The organism is Curtobacterium sp. TC1, assembly GCF_019844075.1.
Classification (GTDB): domain Bacteria; phylum Actinomycetota; class Actinomycetes; order Actinomycetales; family Microbacteriaceae; genus Curtobacterium.
Genome location: NZ_CP081964.1, coordinates 2,923,353 through 2,940,416, shown reverse-complemented (window position 1 = coordinate 2,940,416; position 17,064 = coordinate 2,923,353). Strand labels below are relative to the sequence as shown.

General features: G+C 73.2%; 16 protein-coding genes. 7 read left to right on the top strand and 9 right to left on the bottom strand.

From position 1 onward, the window contains the following. Positions 1-29: 29 nt before the first annotated feature. Positions 30-1,298, bottom strand: a complete 1,269-nt coding sequence (locus KZI27_RS14950) for a bifunctional phosphopantothenoylcysteine decarboxylase/phosphopantothenate synthase (protein WP_222661407.1) — start codon at positions 1,296-1,298, stop codon at positions 30-32. A 64-nt stretch (positions 1,299-1,362) separates the two neighbouring features. On the opposite strand from KZI27_RS14950, the gene KZI27_RS14945 reads away from it, so the two are divergent. Then, the gene (locus KZI27_RS14945) at positions 1,363-2,154 is read left to right on the top strand and encodes an NRDE family protein (protein WP_222658222.1); all 792 of its coding nucleotides are present in this window, start codon (positions 1,363-1,365) and stop codon (positions 2,152-2,154) included. 78 nt (positions 2,155-2,232) lie between these two features. On the opposite strand, the gene KZI27_RS14940 is transcribed toward KZI27_RS14945, so the two are convergent. Beyond that, positions 2,233-3,141 (bottom strand): SDR family oxidoreductase, encoded by a 909-nt coding sequence (locus KZI27_RS14940; protein WP_222658221.1) that lies wholly within the window; start codon positions 3,139-3,141, stop codon positions 2,233-2,235. Positions 3,142-3,265: 124 nt separating this feature from the next. Between KZI27_RS14940 and KZI27_RS14935 the strand changes: the two genes are divergently transcribed. From KZI27_RS14935 to KZI27_RS14925, 3 genes are all read left to right on the top strand, one after another. Continuing rightward, a complete protein-coding gene (locus KZI27_RS14935; protein WP_123313920.1) occupies positions 3,266-4,375 on the top strand; it encodes an LLM class flavin-dependent oxidoreductase in 1,110 nt (369 codons plus the stop codon). Positions 4,376-4,454: 79 nt separating this feature from the next. Then, on the top strand, positions 4,455-5,084 hold the full coding sequence (locus tag KZI27_RS14930) for a hypothetical protein (protein WP_222658220.1): 630 nt from the start codon (positions 4,455-4,457) through the stop codon (positions 5,082-5,084). Positions 5,085-5,444: 360 nt separating this feature from the next. Continuing rightward, entirely contained in the window at positions 5,445-5,936 is a 492-nt protein-coding gene (locus KZI27_RS14925) for a pyridoxamine 5'-phosphate oxidase family protein (protein WP_123313918.1), read from the top strand. A gap of 126 nt (positions 5,937-6,062) precedes the next feature. On the opposite strand, the gene KZI27_RS14920 is transcribed toward KZI27_RS14925, so the two are convergent. Beyond that, positions 6,063-7,304, bottom strand: a complete 1,242-nt coding sequence (locus KZI27_RS14920; RefSeq protein WP_222658219.1) for a hypothetical protein — start codon at positions 7,302-7,304, stop codon at positions 6,063-6,065. A 206-nt stretch (positions 7,305-7,510) separates the two neighbouring features. Between KZI27_RS14920 and KZI27_RS14915 the strand changes: the two genes are divergently transcribed. Further along, positions 7,511-7,912 (top strand): RidA family protein, encoded by a 402-nt coding sequence (locus tag KZI27_RS14915; RefSeq protein WP_123313916.1) that lies wholly within the window; start codon positions 7,511-7,513, stop codon positions 7,910-7,912. A gap of 24 nt (positions 7,913-7,936) precedes the next feature. On the opposite strand, the gene KZI27_RS14910 is transcribed toward KZI27_RS14915, so the two are convergent. Genes KZI27_RS14910 through KZI27_RS14890 form a run of 5 tightly spaced genes read right to left on the bottom strand, consistent with a single transcriptional unit; the run spans position 7,937 to position 13,304 of the window. Beyond that, positions 7,937-9,571, bottom strand: coding sequence for an N-acyl-D-amino-acid deacylase family protein (locus KZI27_RS14910; RefSeq protein ID WP_222658218.1), 1,635 nt, complete (start codon positions 9,569-9,571; stop codon positions 7,937-7,939). Further along, complete coding sequence (locus KZI27_RS14905; protein ID WP_222658217.1) at positions 9,568-10,227, bottom strand: bifunctional 4-hydroxy-2-oxoglutarate aldolase/2-dehydro-3-deoxy-phosphogluconate aldolase; 660 nt, start codon at positions 10,225-10,227, stop codon at positions 9,568-9,570. Before KZI27_RS14905 ends, KZI27_RS14910 begins: the two co-directional genes overlap by 4 nt. A gap of 40 nt (positions 10,228-10,267) precedes the next feature. Next, on the bottom strand, positions 10,268-11,251 hold the full coding sequence (locus tag KZI27_RS14900; protein ID WP_222658216.1) for a sugar kinase: 984 nt from the start codon (positions 11,249-11,251) through the stop codon (positions 10,268-10,270). Then, positions 11,248-12,093 carry an IclR family transcriptional regulator gene (locus KZI27_RS14895; RefSeq protein WP_222658215.1) on the bottom strand — a complete coding sequence of 282 codons (846 nt, stop codon included), beginning with the start codon at positions 12,091-12,093 and terminating at the stop codon, positions 11,248-11,250. The genes KZI27_RS14900 and KZI27_RS14895 overlap by 4 nt, the downstream gene beginning before the upstream one ends. Next, positions 12,093-13,304 carry an alanine racemase gene (locus tag KZI27_RS14890; protein WP_222658214.1) on the bottom strand — a complete coding sequence of 404 codons (1,212 nt, stop codon included), beginning with the start codon at positions 13,302-13,304 and terminating at the stop codon, positions 12,093-12,095. Before KZI27_RS14890 ends, KZI27_RS14895 begins: the two co-directional genes overlap by 1 nt. Positions 13,305-13,464: 160 nt before the next feature. On the opposite strand from KZI27_RS14890, the gene KZI27_RS14885 reads away from it, so the two are divergent. Continuing rightward, positions 13,465-14,874, top strand: coding sequence for an MFS transporter (locus KZI27_RS14885; RefSeq protein WP_222658213.1), 1,410 nt, complete (start codon positions 13,465-13,467; stop codon positions 14,872-14,874). A gap of 185 nt (positions 14,875-15,059) precedes the next feature. Continuing rightward, positions 15,060-15,836 carry an endonuclease/exonuclease/phosphatase family protein gene (locus tag KZI27_RS14880; protein WP_123313909.1) on the top strand — a complete coding sequence of 259 codons (777 nt, stop codon included), beginning with the start codon at positions 15,060-15,062 and terminating at the stop codon, positions 15,834-15,836. 598 nt (positions 15,837-16,434) lie between these two features. On the opposite strand, the gene KZI27_RS14875 is transcribed toward KZI27_RS14880, so the two are convergent. Then, positions 16,435-17,052, bottom strand: coding sequence for a methionine ABC transporter permease (locus KZI27_RS14875; RefSeq protein WP_222661405.1), 618 nt, complete (start codon positions 17,050-17,052; stop codon positions 16,435-16,437). Between the last annotated feature and the right edge of the window lie 12 nt (positions 17,053-17,064).

The following is a 17,064-nucleotide window of genomic DNA, read 5'->3' as shown; positions in this document are numbered from 1 at the left end:
CGCCCCATCGTGCTCGCCGGTCCTCGGAATCAGGTCAGTGCGGTCGCGACGAGGTCGAGGACCGCCGCCGCCACCTCGGCCTTCGTGCCCGAGGTCTCGCGGACGACCTCGCCGCCCGGCACCAGGACCTCGATGGCGTTCTCCTCGCGCTCGAACCCGGCCGACCAGCCGACGTGGTTCACGACGAGCAGGTCGGCGGGCTTGCGGGCGATCTTCGCCCGTCCGAGCTCGATGCGGGCGGCGCGGTCGGGCTCGGTCTCGGCGGCGAACCCGACGATGACCTGCCCGGTGCGCCGCGCGGCCACCAGGTCGGCGAGCACGTCGGGGTTGCGCACGAGTTCGAGCGTCATCCGCTCGCCCTGTGCGTCCTTCTTCAGCTTCTCGGCGAGCACCTCGGCCGGCCGGTAGTCGGCGACGGCTGCCGTCATCACGACGACGTCTGCCTCGGCCGCCGCAGCGTGCACGGCCTCGGCGAGTTCGAGCGCGGACCCGACCGGCACGACGGTCGCGTCGATGCCTGCGGTCAGGCCGGCCTCGACGTTCGCGGCGACGACGGTGACGACGGCGCCCCGGGCTGCTGCGTCGGCGGCGATCGCCAGGCCCTGGCGACCGCTGGACCGGTTGCCGACGAAGCGCACCGGGTCGAACGGTTCGCGGGTGCCGCCCGCGCTGACGACCACCCGGACGCCGGACAGGTCGCCCTGGTCACCACGTGCCCGGGCGCCGGACGTCGGCACCCGGTCGCTGCCGGTGCGTCGACCCGCCGCGTCCGGTCCGTCCAGCACGGCGAGCGCTGCCGTGACGATGTCCTCGGGGTCCGCCATCCGGCCGATGCCCGCGTCGTCGCCCGTCAGTGCGCCCACCACCGGTCCGACCAGGTGCACGCCGCGCTCACGCAGGACGGCGACGTTGGCCCGGGTCGCGGGGTGCTCCCACATCTGCGGGTGCATCGCCGGTGCGACGACGACGGGCGCGTCGGTGGCGAGCAGCGTCGTGCCGAGCAGGTCGCTCGCCAGGCCGTTCGCCATCCGCGCCAGGGAGTCCGCGGTCGCCGGGGCCACCACGACCAGGTCCGCGCGACGGCCGAGGGCGACGTGGCGGACCTCGGAGACGTCGTCCCAGACACTCGTGGTGACGGGGTTGCGGCTGAGCGCCTCGAGCGTCGGCAGGCCCACGAAGCGCAGCGCCCCCTCGGTCGGGACCACGTGCACCTCGTGCCCGCGCTTGACGAGGTCGCGGACCACGCCGACGGCCTTGTAGGCGGCGATGCCCCCGGTGATCCCCACGATGACGGTCAGGGCGCGCTCTGCTGCTGCGTTCACGTCGCTCACGCTACCGGGGGCACGTGCGAGGATCGACGGCATGTGCACCGTCGTCGTCCGCGTCGACCCCGGGTCCGTGTGGCCCGTCACCGTGCTCGCCCTGCGGGACGAGTCGCCCGAGCGGCCCTGGGACCCGCCGGCGGCGTGGTGGCCGGACCGCGACCCCGGGGTCCGCGGTGTCCGCGACCGTGCTGCCGGCGGTGCGTGGCTCGCGGCCTCGGACCGCGCCGGACTCGCGGTCGTGCTGAGCCGCGGCGAGCCGGTGCCGACCGCCGACGGGACGTGGACGACCCGGGGCGTGGTGCCGGTCGACGCCGTCGCCGACGACCTGTTGCCCGGACACGACGGCACCCTGCCGACCACCCGCGCGTTCAACCTGGTGCGGGCGACCGCCGACGGCGCAGCGGTCCTGACCTGGGACGGCACGCGGGTCCGCACGACCGAGCTCGGCCCGGGTGTGCACATGGTGACGCACGGTGAACCGGACGACCCGTCGTCGCCGCGCATCGGCCGCTGGCTGGAGGCCTTCCGCGCGGTCGACGCCCCGGTCGGTCCGCCGGTGCTCGGGCCGTTCGACGAACTCCGCTCGGTGGACGCCGGCGACGACGCCGGGGACGGGTGGGGCGGGTGGTTCGGCGTCCTGGCCGAGTCCGCTGCGCTGCCGAGTAACCACCCCGACGCGATCCTCCGCGACGCCCACGAGGCCGAGGGGCACATGACCACGCTGTCGATCGTCGCCGCGGCGATCGGCGCGGACCGCACGGTCCTCCAGCACGCCCGCCTGACCGAACCCGGTCGGCTGGACGGGTCCGTGGAGCTGCACCGCGTCTGACGTGGGCGGCGCGCCGGATGCGCCACGGGCCTCCCGGCCGCGCCCCGCGCCCCGCGCGAGTCCCGCCCCGCCCCGCGCTCAGAGCGGCGGACGCGTCCCGGTGAGGTCCTCGGCGACGGCCCAGAGCGAGCGGGCGAGGTCCGCGCTCCGCGCCGAGCCGGGGATCGAGACGGCGGTCGTCGGTCCGGTCAGGCCGAAGGGGCCGGCCGGCCCGTAGTACGCGCCGCCGACCGCGTTCGGGCCGACCGCGGCGTAGAGCAGCGGCTCCGTGCCCTGCTCGACCGCCTGCGTGAAGGGGAGCGCACGGTTGCTCGACCGCACCGGCTTCGCACGGCCGAGCGAGCGGCCCGCCGACTGCAGGTTGGTGCGCGTGTAGCCGGGGTGCGCCGCGGTGCTGACCAGGGTGCGGTCCGCCTCGACGGTCAGCCGGTGCAGGTGCAGCGCGAGGAGCAGGTCGGCGAGCTTCGACTGGCCGTAGGCGCGCCAGCCGTTGTAGCCGCGTTCCCACTGCAGGTCGCCGAAGCGGATCCGACCGGGGATCGCGGCGAGGCTCGACATCGTCGTGACCCGCGGTGCCTCGGCGCGGAGCAGCGACGGCAGCAGCAGGTTCGTCAGCGCGAACGGGCCGAGGAAGTTCGTGCCGAACTGGAGCTCGAAGCCGTCGACGGTCTCGAACCGCTGCGGTGGCGCCATGACGCCGGCATTGTTGACCAGGACGTCGATCGGTCGGTCCTCGTCGACGATGCCCGCGGCGAAGCGGCGCACGCTTGCCAGGTCCGCCAGGTCGAGTTCGCGCACCTCGACGTCGGCCTGCGGGTGGGCGGCGCGGATCTCGGCCGCGGCGGCGTTGCCCTTCTCCGTGCTGCGGACGGCGACCACGACACTGGCGCCGGCGGCGGCGAGGCGGGTCGCGGCTTCCTTCCCGGTGCCGCTGTTGGAGCCGGTGACGACGATCCTGCGTCCGGTCTGGTCAGGGAGCTTCGGCATGCGGGCGACCGTACACGCGGGCGCTGGCCGTGCCAGCCTGGCCGCGCTGGCCGTGGCGGCTGGCCGGACTGCCCCGGTCGTGGTAGGTTGATGCAAACGCATGGAAATGCGATCAGGAGGAACCATGAGCAACGCATTCGGCACCGACCGCCCCTCGGACGTGCCGCCGCCCGCACCCGAGCGGATCGGCCCCGTGCAGCTCGGCATCGACACCTTCGGCGACGTCACCGAACTCGCCGACGGCACGCTGCAGTCCGACGCGCAGAGCATCCGCGACGTCGTCGACCAGGCCGTTCTCGCCGACCAGGTCGGCATCGACTTCATCGGCGTCGGCGAGCACCACCGCGCCGACTTCGTGGTGAGCGCGCCCGAGGTCGTCCTCGCCGCGATCGCCGCACGCACCGAGCGCATCCGGATCGGCTCGGCCGTGACCGTGCTGTCCTCCGACGACCCGGTCCGCGTGTACGAGCGGTTCGCCACCGTCGACGCGATCTCGAACGGTCGTGCCGAGGTCATCCTCGGCCGCGGCTCGTTCACCGAGTCGTTCCCCCTGTTCGGCTACGAGCTGAGCGACTACGAGGTCCTGTTCGAGGAGAAGCTGCAGCTCTGGGCGGCCCTGCGCGGCGGCGACGCCGTCACGTGGTCCGGCACGAAGCGCGCCGGCCTGGTCGACCAGGACGTCTTCCCGAAGCTCGAGCACGGCGCCATCCCCACCTGGATCGGCGTCGGCGGCTCGCCGCAGTCGGTCATCCGCGCGGCGTCGTACGGCCTGCCGCTGTTCCTCGCCATCATCGGCGGGCAGCCCGCGCAGTTCGCCCCGTTCTCACGGCTGTACCGGCAGGCGCTCACGCAGCTCGACCTGCCGCAGCAGCCCATCGCAATGCACTCGCCGGGGTTCATCGCCGCGACCGACGAGGAAGCCGCCGAGCGCTACTGGCCGTACCACAAGGCCGTCACCGACCAGCTCGGTCGGGAGCGCGGCTGGCCGCCCCTCGACGTCGCGGGCTACCGTGCCGGCCTGTCCGCCGGGGGCTCGCTCTACGTCGGGTCGCCCGAGACGGTGGCGCGGAAGGTCGCCCGGAACATGCGGATCCTCGGCGCCTCGCGGTTCGACATGCGGTACGCGACCGGTCGTCTGCCGCACGAGGACATGCTGCGGTCGATCGAGCTCTACGGCACGCAGGTCGCGCCCCGCGTGCGCGAGCTGCTCGCCGAGCCCGTCCCCGTCCCGTAGGCGGTCGGCGCGGTCGGCCGGGAGGCCCGGGTCGACTCCGTCGGTCCGGCTCACGGGGGCGCCGGGTACGGTCCACGGCATGCCGTCACGTCCCAGCACCCCTCCCGTCGAGCGCCGGTTCCGCGGTCGGATCATGGGCGCCGGGACCACCTCCGGCGTCCGGATCGTCGTCGGGATGTGGGACCGCTCGCCCTTCGGCGCGTTCACCGACGTGTTCCTGGAACTCCCCGACGGCACCAGCGTGCTGCTCGCGCCGGACGAGATCGTCGCCGCGTACGTCTCCGGCACCTACCGCTTCGACACCGTCTCCGTGGTCGACGTCCGGGCGCGACGGACGGCCCGCGGGCTGGAGCTCGACGCCGGCGCCCTGCAGGTCTCGGTCGACGTCGGCACGATCTCGCCGCTCGGACGTCTGCTCCGCATCGTGCCGAAGCCCGTCGCCCGTGATCCCCGTTGGCTCGCCGCCATCGACCCGATCGCCCGGCTCGTCGCACCCGGGTCCGGCACCGCCGGTTCGGCGGGGAACGGCCGGCGCGAGTACTACGGCGTGACCGGGGCGCACGACGTCACCGGCGTGCGCGGGACCTGGGCGGGGGAGCCCCTCGGAACGCTCGCGCCGCTCGACCCGCCCGTCGCGTTCGGCTTCGCCTCGATGCCGCGGGTCCCGCAGGTCGTCGATGTCGAGACCACCATCCGTGAGCCCGCCTGACCCGTTCCGTGCGGGTGCATCTTCCGTCGATCCACCACCGGATCGACTCGTGGAGTGTCGCTCGTTGCGCATGCATCCAGTGCGTGTGCATGTTCCGACGATGCACGCGGTGATCGTCTGGTGGCGTGTCGATGTGTACGGACGCATGATCCGCACCGGACGGGGCGCGGGCCCTGCGAGCCGGCCACCCGCACGTCCGGACGTGCCCGCGGGCGCCGACGCGGGCCTCCCGGTCGGGGTGGTGCCGTCGCGTGCCGGACGCGCCCAGCGTGGAGGGGCACACTGGCGGGAACGGTACGGCCCCGCCGGACCCGCGGTCGAACGTCGGGACGGGTGGGGCGCACGACGCAAAGGAGCATCATGACCGACACGCAGACGGACCAGCGCGCCGCCATCTCGGACATCGTCCACGGCGCCCACACGGCACTGCTCACCACGGTGAGCGAGGACGGGAGCCTGCACGCCCGGCCCCTCGCCGTGCAGGACAAGACGTTCCACGGGACCCTGCGGTTCCTGGTGCAGGACGGCAGCGAGAAGGTCGAGGACATCGCCCGGAACCCGCACGTCAACGTCGCCATCGAGTCGCAGGGCGGGTACCTGTCCATCGCCGGGACCGCGACCGTGACGCAGGACGACTCGGTCGTCGACGAGCTGTGGTCCCCGTTCGCCGAGGCCTGGTTCCCCGAGGGGCGTCAGGACCCGTCGATCCGGCTCCTCACCGTCGAGGGGGTCTCGGTCGAGTACTGGACCCAGGACACCGGCCCCGTCGGCAGCCTGGTGCAGATGTTCAAGGCCGCGCTCGGCAAGCAGAGCCAGCCGGACACCGGCGACCACGGGACCGTCGAGCTGTAGCGGCGCACGTCGGGGCCGGTCGGGGTCCGGGTCCGGGGCCGACGCGGAACGACGAACCCGTTGTCGTACGACAGCGGATTCGTCGTTCCGCGTCGGACCCGCCGCCGGAACCGCCGTCGGCGACCGCTACGGGGGCCCGAGCAGCCAGAGCACCGCGACGAGCACCGGCTGCCCGGCCAGTGCCGCGGTGACGAACGTCCACCGCATCCAGGGCTTCGCGACGAGCTCCGGCGACCCGAACAACGGCGCCAGGGGCATCAGCAGCCGCGGGGTGGAGGCCATCGGCAGCGACACCGCGAAGATGTACAGCGCGTAGGCGGCCGAGTACAGCACGGTCGTCGACCCGAGCCGCTTCGTCGACCGGCGGAGCAGCCAGATCGGGAACCCGACCAGCAGGAACACCACGATGAGGATCCCGCCGACGCCGAGCCAGCGCCCCGCGATGAGGAACCACGGCGACAGCGGCACGAAGTCCACGCGGCCGATGAAGTTCACCCACCAGGACATCTCGGTCTCGAGGTAGGCGTTCGGCGTCCCGGTCACGTGCGACGCGATGACGGGCCACGCGAGTCCCGCCGCCACCATCACGACACCAGCGGCGACGACCTGCACCTGTTCACGGAGCGGGAACGTGTCGAGCACACGCCCGGTCCCACGGCGCGCCCGGACCCACCGCACCAGGGCGATGACCCCGAGCACGAGCGGTACGGCCAACGCACCCGGACGCGTGAAGGCGGCGGCGACCCCGAGCACGGTGAGCAGCCCGTACCGCCGACGCTCCAGGGCCAGCAGTGCGCCGAACGTGAGCGCGAGGAACATGCTCTCCGCGTAGCCCACCTGCAGCAGGAACGACAGCGGGCCGCACGTGAAGAAGAAGACCGCCCACATCGCCGCGGCGTTGCCCGCGCGGTCACGGACGAGGCGGTGCAGCAGGTAGGTCGCCAGCAGGCCGGCGAGGACGGAGATGAGCGGTGCGCCGACGGTGAACGGCAGCCCGGTCGAGGCCGTGAGCATCCGGATCGTGAACGGGAAGGCCGGCAGGAAGGCCCAGGCGTTCTGGGCCACGTTGCCGAGGGCGTCGACCGGCAGCACGTCGGGGTAGCCGTGCAACGAGATCTGCTCGTAGTACTGTCCGTCCCAGGCGGTGAGGAACGCCGTGAAGCCGTGCTCGTTGCCCCAGATGGCGTTGTCCGGCATCGCCCTGCCGATGAGCGGGTACGCGAGCGCCAGCCAGAGCGTCGACACGATCCGGCCGCCGGTCCAGACGAGCAGCACGGCCGCCCACGCCGACAGGGAGGTGACGGTGTCGAGTGCGCGGCGCCGTCCGCTCGCGGCGGTCCCGGTGACCGCGCCGTCCAGCCGGCTCACGCGCGCGCTCGGCGGCGTTTGGGCAGGGAGGACGGCACCCGGCCAGGGTAGTCGCCCTCCACCTGGGTGGTCGGTGCGGCACCCCGGACGGGAGGCACGCCCCGCGTTCTGCAGTGCGGAAAGCGTCGGTCGTGTGGTCGGCGCCACCGCACGGCCTCCGCCTAGCCTGGAGTCTCCGCCGACGACCGACGAACCCAGGAGCAACCGTGCCGAACCCCACCGCGCCGAAGACCGCCATCGTGACCGACGACGCCCCGAAGCCCGCCGGACCCTACAGCCAGGGCATCGTCGCCAACGGTTTCATCTACACCGCCGGGTTCGGCCCGCAGGACCCCGCCACCGGCGCGATCGCCGACGACGTGGCCGGACAGACCGCCCAGGTGCTGGCCAACGTCGCAGCGGTCCTCGCCGAGCACGGTGCCACCCTCGACGACGTCGTGAAGTCCACGGTGCACCTCGAGCACTCCGACCGTGACTTCCCGGCCTTCAACGAGGAGTACGCGAAGCACTTCTCGCAGCCGTACCCGGTCCGCACGACCGTGCAGTCGCACCTGGCGAACATCCTGGTCGAGATCGACGTCGTCGCGGTGCTGCCCAGCGCCTCGTGACGACCGGGCAGGCTGTGTGAAGCCTCACCGGCCCCCGGTGCCTGCTGCTCCCTGCTCGTGGTCGATCCGACCCGGACGGCGACGCAGCCCGGCGCCGGGGGTCGCGTGCGTCAGGGCACCGTCGACGAGCACGGGGACGCCGGCGACGAGGACGTCGTCGATGCCCTCGGCCAGGCGCATCGGTTCGTCGTAGCTCGACTGCGCCGCCACCCGATCGGGATCGACGACCACCAGGTCCGCGACCGCCCCGACCGCCACCGAGCCGCGTCGGCCGAGCCCGAGTCGCTCGACGGCGGTCGTCGACAGGTGCCGGGAGGCCTCGCACCACGTCAGGAGCCCGGTGCGCGCGAAGTCCTGCAGGTAGCGCGCGAACGTGCCGTACGCCCGGGGGTGCGGGTGCGTGCCCACGAAGATGCCGTCGGACCCGGCCGTGTGCCCGGGCAGCCGGAAGAGCGGCGCGAGGTCGTCGGCGGTCCGGGGTCGGGGCACGCGCATCACGGCGGTGACCTGCAGCGCCGAGTCGACCAGGACGTCGAGCGCCAGGTCCACCGGATCCGTCCCGGTCGCCTCGGCGGCGTCGGCGAGGGTCCGTCCCTGCAGCGCGTGGAACTCGGCGGCGGGCACGTGCGACAGCGTGATCTGCTCGGCCCACCCGGTGCCGAGGTCAGCGCGGGACAGCACGCGGTCGAGCACGGCGGCACGGACCGCGGCGCGACCCCCGTCGTCGGCGATCGCGTGGGCGAGGTCCTCGGTGCCGGGCCGGGCGAGGGCCGCGGGCAGGAGGAGCATCGACAGGATCGTGCAGCCGCGCGAGTACGGGTAGGCGTCGAACGACATCGGGGCGCCCTCGGCCTCGAGCGCGGCGAGTGCGGTCACCGCGAGGTCGACGGGGGCGTGCAGGTGGGAGACGTGCGCCCGGACACCCGACCCACGCACGATGGCGGCGATCTCGTCGAGGCCGGCGCGGGCGTTGCCCTCGTAGCCACCGCGCATGTGCGAGACGTACAGGCCGTCGACGGCGGCGACCTCGGTGCAGAGCGCCGCGAGCTCGGCGGTGTCGGCGAACAGGCCGGGGACGTAGTCGAGCCCCGTCGCCAGACCGACCGCTCCGTCCGCGAGGCCGTCCCGCACGAGCTCGCGCATCGCCGCCAGCTGTGCGCTGTCCGCCGGCCCCGGGTCGTCGCCCATGACCTGGTGACGGACCGTGCCGGCGGGGACGAGCGTCGCGACGTTGATCGGGGTGGTGCCGTCGTAGGTCGTCAGCAGCCCGTCGACCCCGCCACCCCGGTACGCCGGGTGGGGGCCGTCGATGGCGGCGAAGTACGTGGCGGCGTACGAACCGTCGCCCGGGGCCGGCCCGACGCCGTCCTGTCCGGTCACGATCGTGGTCACGCCCTGCCGCAGGAGCGCGAGCTGCACCCCCTCGTCGAACACGAGCGAACCGGCGTGCGAGTGCGCGTCGACGAAGCCCGGCAGCACCAGGCGACCGTCGCAGTCGATCACGTGCGCGCCGACGGGGGCGTCGAGGTCCGGGCCGAGGGCGCGGATCACGGCGTCGGCGACGAGGACGTCGGCGCGCACCGGAGCGCCGTCCACGCCGAGCACGGACCCGCCGCGCAGCAGGACCGGACCGCCGGTCGTGCTCCCCGGGACGGTCATCGGTCGAGCGCCGCGACGAGGCGGCCGGCCCGCGCACGCAGGGCGTCGAGGTCGCCCGAGGTCAGCGCGTCGCCGACGAGCGGGGAACCGAGCCCGACGGCGACCGCCCCGGCGGCCAGGTAGTCCGCGGCGTCGTCGACCCCGATGCCACCGGTCGGGATCACGTCGACGAAGTCGAGCGGTGCCATGACCTGCCGCAGGAACGCGGGTCCGCCGAGCTGCGCCGCCGGGAACACCTTCACCGCACGGGCACCGAGCCGCCACGCGCGGACGATCTCGGTCGGGGTCGCGGCACCGGGGTACCAGCCGAGGCCACGCTCGTGTGCGCGCTCGCCGAGTTCGGCGTCGAGGTGCGGGCTCACCGCGAACGATGCTCCGGCCGCGGCGGCCTCGTCGAGCTGGCGGACGTCGAGCACGGTGCCGACGCCGATCGACGCCGCGGAACCGTACCGCTCGACCGCCCACGCGATGCCCTCGCGCCACCGCGGGGTGTTCGTGGTGATCTCGATCGCGGTCACGCCGGACTCGACCAGGGTGGCGACGACGGCCTCGACGTGGTCGCCGGTGCCGCCGCGGAGGATCGCGATCGCCGGTCCGGCCTGGTGGCGGTGCCGCGCACCGGCGTGCTGCTCGGTGCTCGTGGTGTCGTTCGTCATGGTGCGCTTCCTCGAGTGGTGGTGTTCGGCAGGCACGGCGTCAGCGGTCGACGCGGTCGTGCACGGCGTGGTCGGTGTCCGACGGGTCCGGAGCGTGGTGCAGGGCCTCGGGGTCCGGGCGGCGCCAGTCGCTCTCGACGGTGCAGGCGAGTGCGCCGGCGTCGGCGGCTCGGTCGAGCGCCTCGGCAGGGTCCGCTCCGCCCAGGCTCGCTGCGAGCCACCCCGCGACGAAGGCGTCACCGGCACCGACCGGGTCGACGACGCGCACCGGGGTCGCGGGTCGCCGGAGGAACACGCCGTCGATCGACGCCACGGCACCGCGGGAGCCGAGCTTCACGACCGCGCGGCCCCGTCCCAGTGCGGCGAGCTCGTGCGCGAGCGATTCCTCGTCGGCGTCGGCGTCGTGCTCGTCACGGCCGAGCACGAGCCGTGCCTCGTCGTCCCCGGCGAAGACCACCGCGGAGCGGGCGGCGACGGCCCGGTACCGGTCACGTGCGGTGTCGGCGCTGATGAGCTTCGGCCGGTGGTTGACGTCGAAGGACACCGGCACGCCGGCGGCGGACGCCCGGTCGAGGGCCGCGGTCACGGTGTCCCGCGCGGACTCGGAGAGCGCGAGGGTGATGCCCGTGACGTGCACGAGCGCCGCCGTCTCGACGATGCTGCCGGGCAGGTCGGTCGCCGTCAGCGCCGACCCGGCCGAACCCCGGCGGTGGTAGGTGACCCGCGTGCGGCCGTCGAGCAGCCGCTCCTTCATCATGATGCCGGTGGAGCGTTCGGCGTCCGGGACGGCGAGCACGTCGACGCCTTCCTTCCCGATGTCGGCGGTGACCCGGTCGCCGGCGGGGTCCGTGCCGACCCGACCGAGCCACGTGGCCGGCACCCCGGCGCGGACCAGACCGATCGCGACGTTGCTCTCGGCTCCGCCGGTGTCGACCCGCATGTGCTCCAGGTCCGGCACCGCACCGACGTCGCGCCCGGTCAGGAGCAGCATCGTCTCGCCGAACGTCAGCACCGAGCCGGTCACCGGGCACCCCGCGCGAGTGCGAGCTGCGCCGACGAGGACCCCAGCGCGACCGAGATCTCGTGCGCGGTCCGCACGACGCCGTCGCCGAGTTCGCGGACCGCGGCTGCGGGGAACCGCGACGCGAGCCCCGAGATGCTCATCGCGCCGACCACCTGGTTCGCGTGGTCGAACACCGGGGCGGCGACGCACCGGATGTCCGGTTCGTTCTCGCGGTCGTCGATGCCGTACCCGCGACCGTGCGTGCGGTCGACCTCGTGCCGCCAGCGGTCGTCGTCGGTGATGGTGTGCTCCGTCATGACCTGGGCCGGTTCGGCGAGCACGCGGTCGAGCAGTTCCGGTTCGCCGAACGCGACGATCGCCTTGCCGGAGGCGGTGTTCCGCATGGGCAGGCGGTTGCCGATGCGCGACCCCATCCGCACCGTGCCGCGGGTCTCGACCTTGTCGACGTAGACGATGTCGGTGCCGTCCGGCACCACGAGGTGGCACGTCAGCCCGGTCTGCTCCGCGGTCCGGCGCAGGAACGGTGCGGCGGCGGAGCGCAGGTCGATGCCCTCGAGGTAGCTCTGCCCGAGCAGCAGGGCGCCGAGCCCGAGCGTGAACCCGGCGTCCGGGGTGCGGCGCAGCAGGTCGTTCTCGAGCATCGGGGCGGTCAGCCGGAGCACCGTCGACTTCGACGTGCCGAGCTCGGTGGCCAGCACGGACAGGCTCACGGACACCGCGCCGCTGCGGGTGCGGTCGGCGATGCAGTCGAGCAGGCGGAGCCCGCGGCGCAGCGACAGCGCAGCGTTGCGCGCGGGTCCGTCGCCGTCGGTCGGCACCGGGACAGCGGTGGTCGCGCGCATCAGAACCACGTCGCGATCGTCCGGAGCACGGTGTCGTCGTCGGCGAGCACGTGCACCTGCCGCCACTTGTCGAACACCGTGCAGGGGTGCGAGATGCCGAACACGACGACGTCGCCGGGCGTGAGCTCGGGGGCCCCGTCCGCCAGCGCCAGGTAGCAGTGCTGGTCGTCGAGGCGGGTGACGGTGACCGCCCCGGGTGGTGGGACGACCTGCGCGGCGCCCGCCGTGCCTCCTGGCCGGACCGCCCGCACGACCGGCAGCCCTTCGTCGAAGGAGATGTCGCGCTTCCCGACCGCGACGAGGGCGAGCCCGGGCTCGGGGCAGGACGTGACGCGTCCCCACACCTCGATCGCGGCGACGAGCGATCCCTCGGCCGGGTGCCGGCCGAACGGCGTGCGATCGGCGTAGAACCCGTCGTCGTGGGTCAGGTACGCACCCGAACGCAGCAGCACGTCGAGGTCGTCGGTGCGTCGCGCCACGGCGTCGACGACGGCGTCGAACCAGGCGCTGCCGCCCATGCTGAGCAGCCCGCGACCGTCGACGAGCCCGCGGACGTCCTCGGCGACGTCGAGCACGCCGTCGACGTACCCGCGTGCAGCGTCGACGCCGGGCAGACCGCCCTCGTACCCGGAGACACCGCGGAGCGCGAGTCCGGCGTCGTGGGCGAGGCGCGCGAGGGCACGCGCGTCGTCAGGGGAGCGGACCCCGGTGCGGCCGCCCGGGAACCCGAGTTCGACCAGGACGTGCAGCTCGCCGCCGACGGCCCCCTGTGCGGCGACCGCGGCGGTGACACCCGCGGCGGAGTCGACGTAGCAGAGGACGTCGGCGTCCGGGTCGACCGTGCGCCGGGACGCGAGCCAGGCGAGGCCGGCGGGGTCGAGGACCTCGTTCGCGACGAGGATGCGGTGCACGCCGTGCTCCCACGCGACCATCGCCTGCTGGACGGATGCGACCGTGACGCCCCAGGCCCCGGCGTCGATCTGCCGCGCGGCGAGGTCCGGCGCCATGTGGGTCTTCATGTGCGGCGCGAACAGCAGGCCGTGCCGGTCGACGTAGGCCTGCATGACGGCGGTGTTGTTCGCCAGGGCGGACTCGCGCAGGGTCATCACGGGCAGGTGGGCGTGGTCGAGGACGTGGTGCGGCGTGCTCGCTGCCGGATCCCAGGCGCCCTTCGTGGTCACGGTCCCGGTCGTCGTGTCGGCGTCGGTCATCGGTGGGCCTCCTGTCGTCGCGCTGCCCCCACGCTCCCGCTCGGCGGACCGCCAGGGCAACGCGCTGGTGCGCATCATTCTGCAATGCACAACAAGGCGGCGGAAGCTTGCGACGCGGATCGTCGCGTGACGCCGCGGTGGGCATAGCCTTTGACGCGACATGGCGACGATGACGACGACACCCAGACGACGGACGGGCAGCACGGCGGTCGCCGTGCTCGTGGCGGGCACCTTCTTCATGGAGCTCCTCGACGGCACGATCCTGGCGACCGCAGCACCGGCGATGGGACGCGACCTCGGCGTCGACTCCGCCGCCGTCGGCGTCGCGATCACCGCCTACCTGGTCACGCTGGCGGTCTTCATCCCCGTCTCGGGCTGGCTCACCGACCGGATCGGGTCCCGCACGGTCTTCGCGGGCGCGATCGCCCTCTTCACGATCGCGTCCGCGCTGTGCGCGATGTCGACCGGCCTCGTCGACCTGACGCTCTGGCGCATCCTGCAGGGGCTCGGCGGTGCGCTCATGGTGCCCGTCGGCCGGCTCGTCGTGCTGCGGAGCGCCGGCCGCGAGCAGCTCGTCACGGCCATCGCGATCCTGACCTGGCCGGCGCTGGCCGCGCCGATCATCGCCCCGTTCATCGGCGGCGTGCTCGTCGACACCCTCACGTGGCACTGGATCTTCCTGATCAACATCCCGCTCGGCGTCATCGCGTTCGTCGCCGCGCTCGTGCTCGTCCCGCAGGAGCGCGCGGCGCAGCGCGTGCCGTTCGACTGGTTCGGGTCGTTGCTGGCGTGCTTCGGCCTCGGGTCGCTCGTCGTGATGGCGTCCCTGCTCGCGCTCGACGTCATCCCGGTCCTGGCCGTCATCGTGTCCGGCGTCGTCGGAGCCGTCTGCTGCTGGTTCGCGATCCGGCACTTCCGCCGGGCACCGCACCCGATCATGGGACTCGAGGCGTTCCGGCTCGAGACCTTCCGGGTGTCGCACGCCGGCGGCAGCCTGTTCCGGCTGGCGGTCTCCGCGGTGCCGTTCGTGCTCCCGCTGCTGTTCCAGGACGCCTGGGGCTGGAGTGCCGTGCTCGCCGGGTCCGCCGTGCTGTGGGTCTTCGTCGGCAACCTCGGTATCAAGCCGATGACGACCCCGTTCCTGCGCTGGTTCGGGTACCGCCCGGTGATCATCGTGTCGAGTGCGATCGCGGCGCTGACCGTCGTCGCGATGGCCTTCATGACCGAGGACACCCCGTTCTGGCTGCTGGCCGTGCTGCTCGTCGTCAGCGGAGCCGCCCGTTCCGTCGGGTTCACGGCGTACAACACCATCGCCTTCGCCGACGTCGAGCAGGCCGACATGACCCCCGCGAACACCCTCTCGTCGACGCTGCAGCAGACCGCCGCCGGCTTCGGCGTCGCCGTCGCCGCGGTCGTCATCCGTGCGGCCGGTGGGCTCGGTGGCGACGGCCCGTACACCGTTGCGTTCTGGGTCATCGCGGCGCTGCTCGCCGTCGCGTGCGTCGAGGGCATCCTGATGAGCCGCACAGCGGGGGACACCGTCCGCCCCGCCCGCCGGGTCCGCGCCTGATCCGTCCCGTACTGCGCAGCGCTGCCGGTTCCGTGCGGCCGCGCGCACGCCCCGCGGGGCTGTCCGTTTCCGTCACGGTCACACGCGTGAAACCCGACAGGCGTTACAGTCTCAGCATCCGTTTGCGAACGCCGAGTACGGTTGCCGCGGCAGGGTGACCCGGACCACCCGGACAGGAAGGCAGCATGGCCGCGCCAGAACAGCAGAGCACGATCGCCACCGACGCAGGCGTGCCGCCCACTGCCCTCCGGGTCGTCAGCTACAACCTCCGCGAGCACACCGCGAACGGTGAACTCGCCGCCCTGGCAGAGGCCTCCGACGCCGACGTCATCTGCGTGCAGGAGTGCGACAGCAACGACCTGGCGCCGTCGATCGGTGGACTCTCGCTCGCCGCGTCGACCCGCACGAACCGCCTCGGACTCGCCATCTACAAGCGCGACGACCGCTTCGAGGTGCAGGACTTCAGCATCCACTCGCTGCAGAAGTCCCTGCACGACCGGGTCCTCGCGCCCGCGCACGAGCGGCTCATCGCCATGCACCTGCGCGACAACGAGGCCGACGCCGAGGTCGTCGTCGCCTCGTTCCACGCCTCACCGCTGACCGCGACGAACTCGCTGCGCCGCAAGCAGATCGAGGCGGCGCACCAGTTCCTGCGCGAGCTGGCGAAGGACGTCCCCGCCGTCATGGTCGGCGACTTCAACTACCCCTGGTTCCAGACGAACCTGCGTCGCAAGATCGAACAGCACGGCTTCGCGCTGTCGCTCTCCGACCAGCCGACCTACCTGCGCTACCGCAAGTTCACGGGGCACTTCGACTTCGCGACGAGCGTCGGGCTGCACATCGCCGGGGTCGAGACCCTGCCGGCGGGCATCTCCGACCACCGTCCGATCCTGGTGCGCGCGCACTACGAGCACCCCGGAGCGACCGGCACCGTCGAGACCGTCGAGTCCCCGGCCGCCTGACCCGCCCCGCGCCGCCCCGCCCCGCTGCTCCCGAGGTTCCAAAATCTCGGAATCTCGGCGCTCGCAGCGCGCGTTCGTGGAACCTCGGCGGATCGCGTGCGGCGAGTCGTGGAACCTCGGCGACCGGGGCCGGGCGGGGACGGCGGCGTCCCAGACCGGTCCCGTCGAGGGCGCATTCCGTCCCGCCAGCTCGTATCCCGAGCTTCCGAGATTTCGGAACCTCGGTCGCTGAAGCGCGCGTCCATGGAACCTCGGCGGACGTGAGCGGCGCGTCGTGGAACCTCGGCGGATCGTGTGCGGCGAGTCGTGGAACCTCGGCGGATCGTGTGCGGCGAGTCGTGGAATCTCGGCGGATCGTGTGCGGCGAGTCGTGGAACCTCGGCGGATCGTGTGCGGCGAGTCGTGGAACCCCGGCGGACGTGAGCGGCGCGTCGTGGAAGCCCGTGACCGCTCGGCGGACGACGCGGGGCGCGCCCGCGACACGGCACCGCACTGGAGGCCCGGTGCCGGTTCCAGGAACCGGCACCGGGCCTCCAGGCAGTCACGTCCACGGCACGTGCCGAGCACGCAGCACACGCCGCCCGCGCCCGCGCCCGCGTCAGCGACGCAGGGTCGCGCGCGCCAACCGGTTGCCGACGAACTGGCCGAGCTGCACGATGACGACGATCGCCGCCACCGACACGTAGACGATCCACCAGTCGTACCGCTGCGAGCCGTAGGTGATCGCGTACTCGCCGAGTCCTCCGCCACCGATCAACGCACCCTGCGCCGTCATGTCGACGATGCCGATGTAGATGAAGGTGTAGCCGAGGATGAGCGGCCCGAGGCCCTCCGGGATGAGGACGGTCAGCAGGATCGAGACCGGGTGCGCGCCCGACGCCCGCGCCGCCTCGACGACGCCGGGGTCCACCGCGAGCAGGTTCTGCTCGACGATGCGCGACACCGCGAAGGCCGCTGCCAGCGAGATCGCGAACGTCACCGCGGGGACGCCGATCGTGGTCTGCACCACGATGCGGGACAGCGGGGCGATGGCGGCGAGGAAGATCACGAACGGGATCGGCCGGACCAGGTTCACGACGACGTTGATGATCGTGTACGCGGTGCGGTTGCCGAGCAGGTTGCCCGGTCGGGTCGCGTAGAGCAGCAGTCCGAGGGCGAGCCCGATGATCCCGGCGATGACGAGCGACACGAGCGACATCACGATGGTGTCGCGCATGGCGGCCAGGAA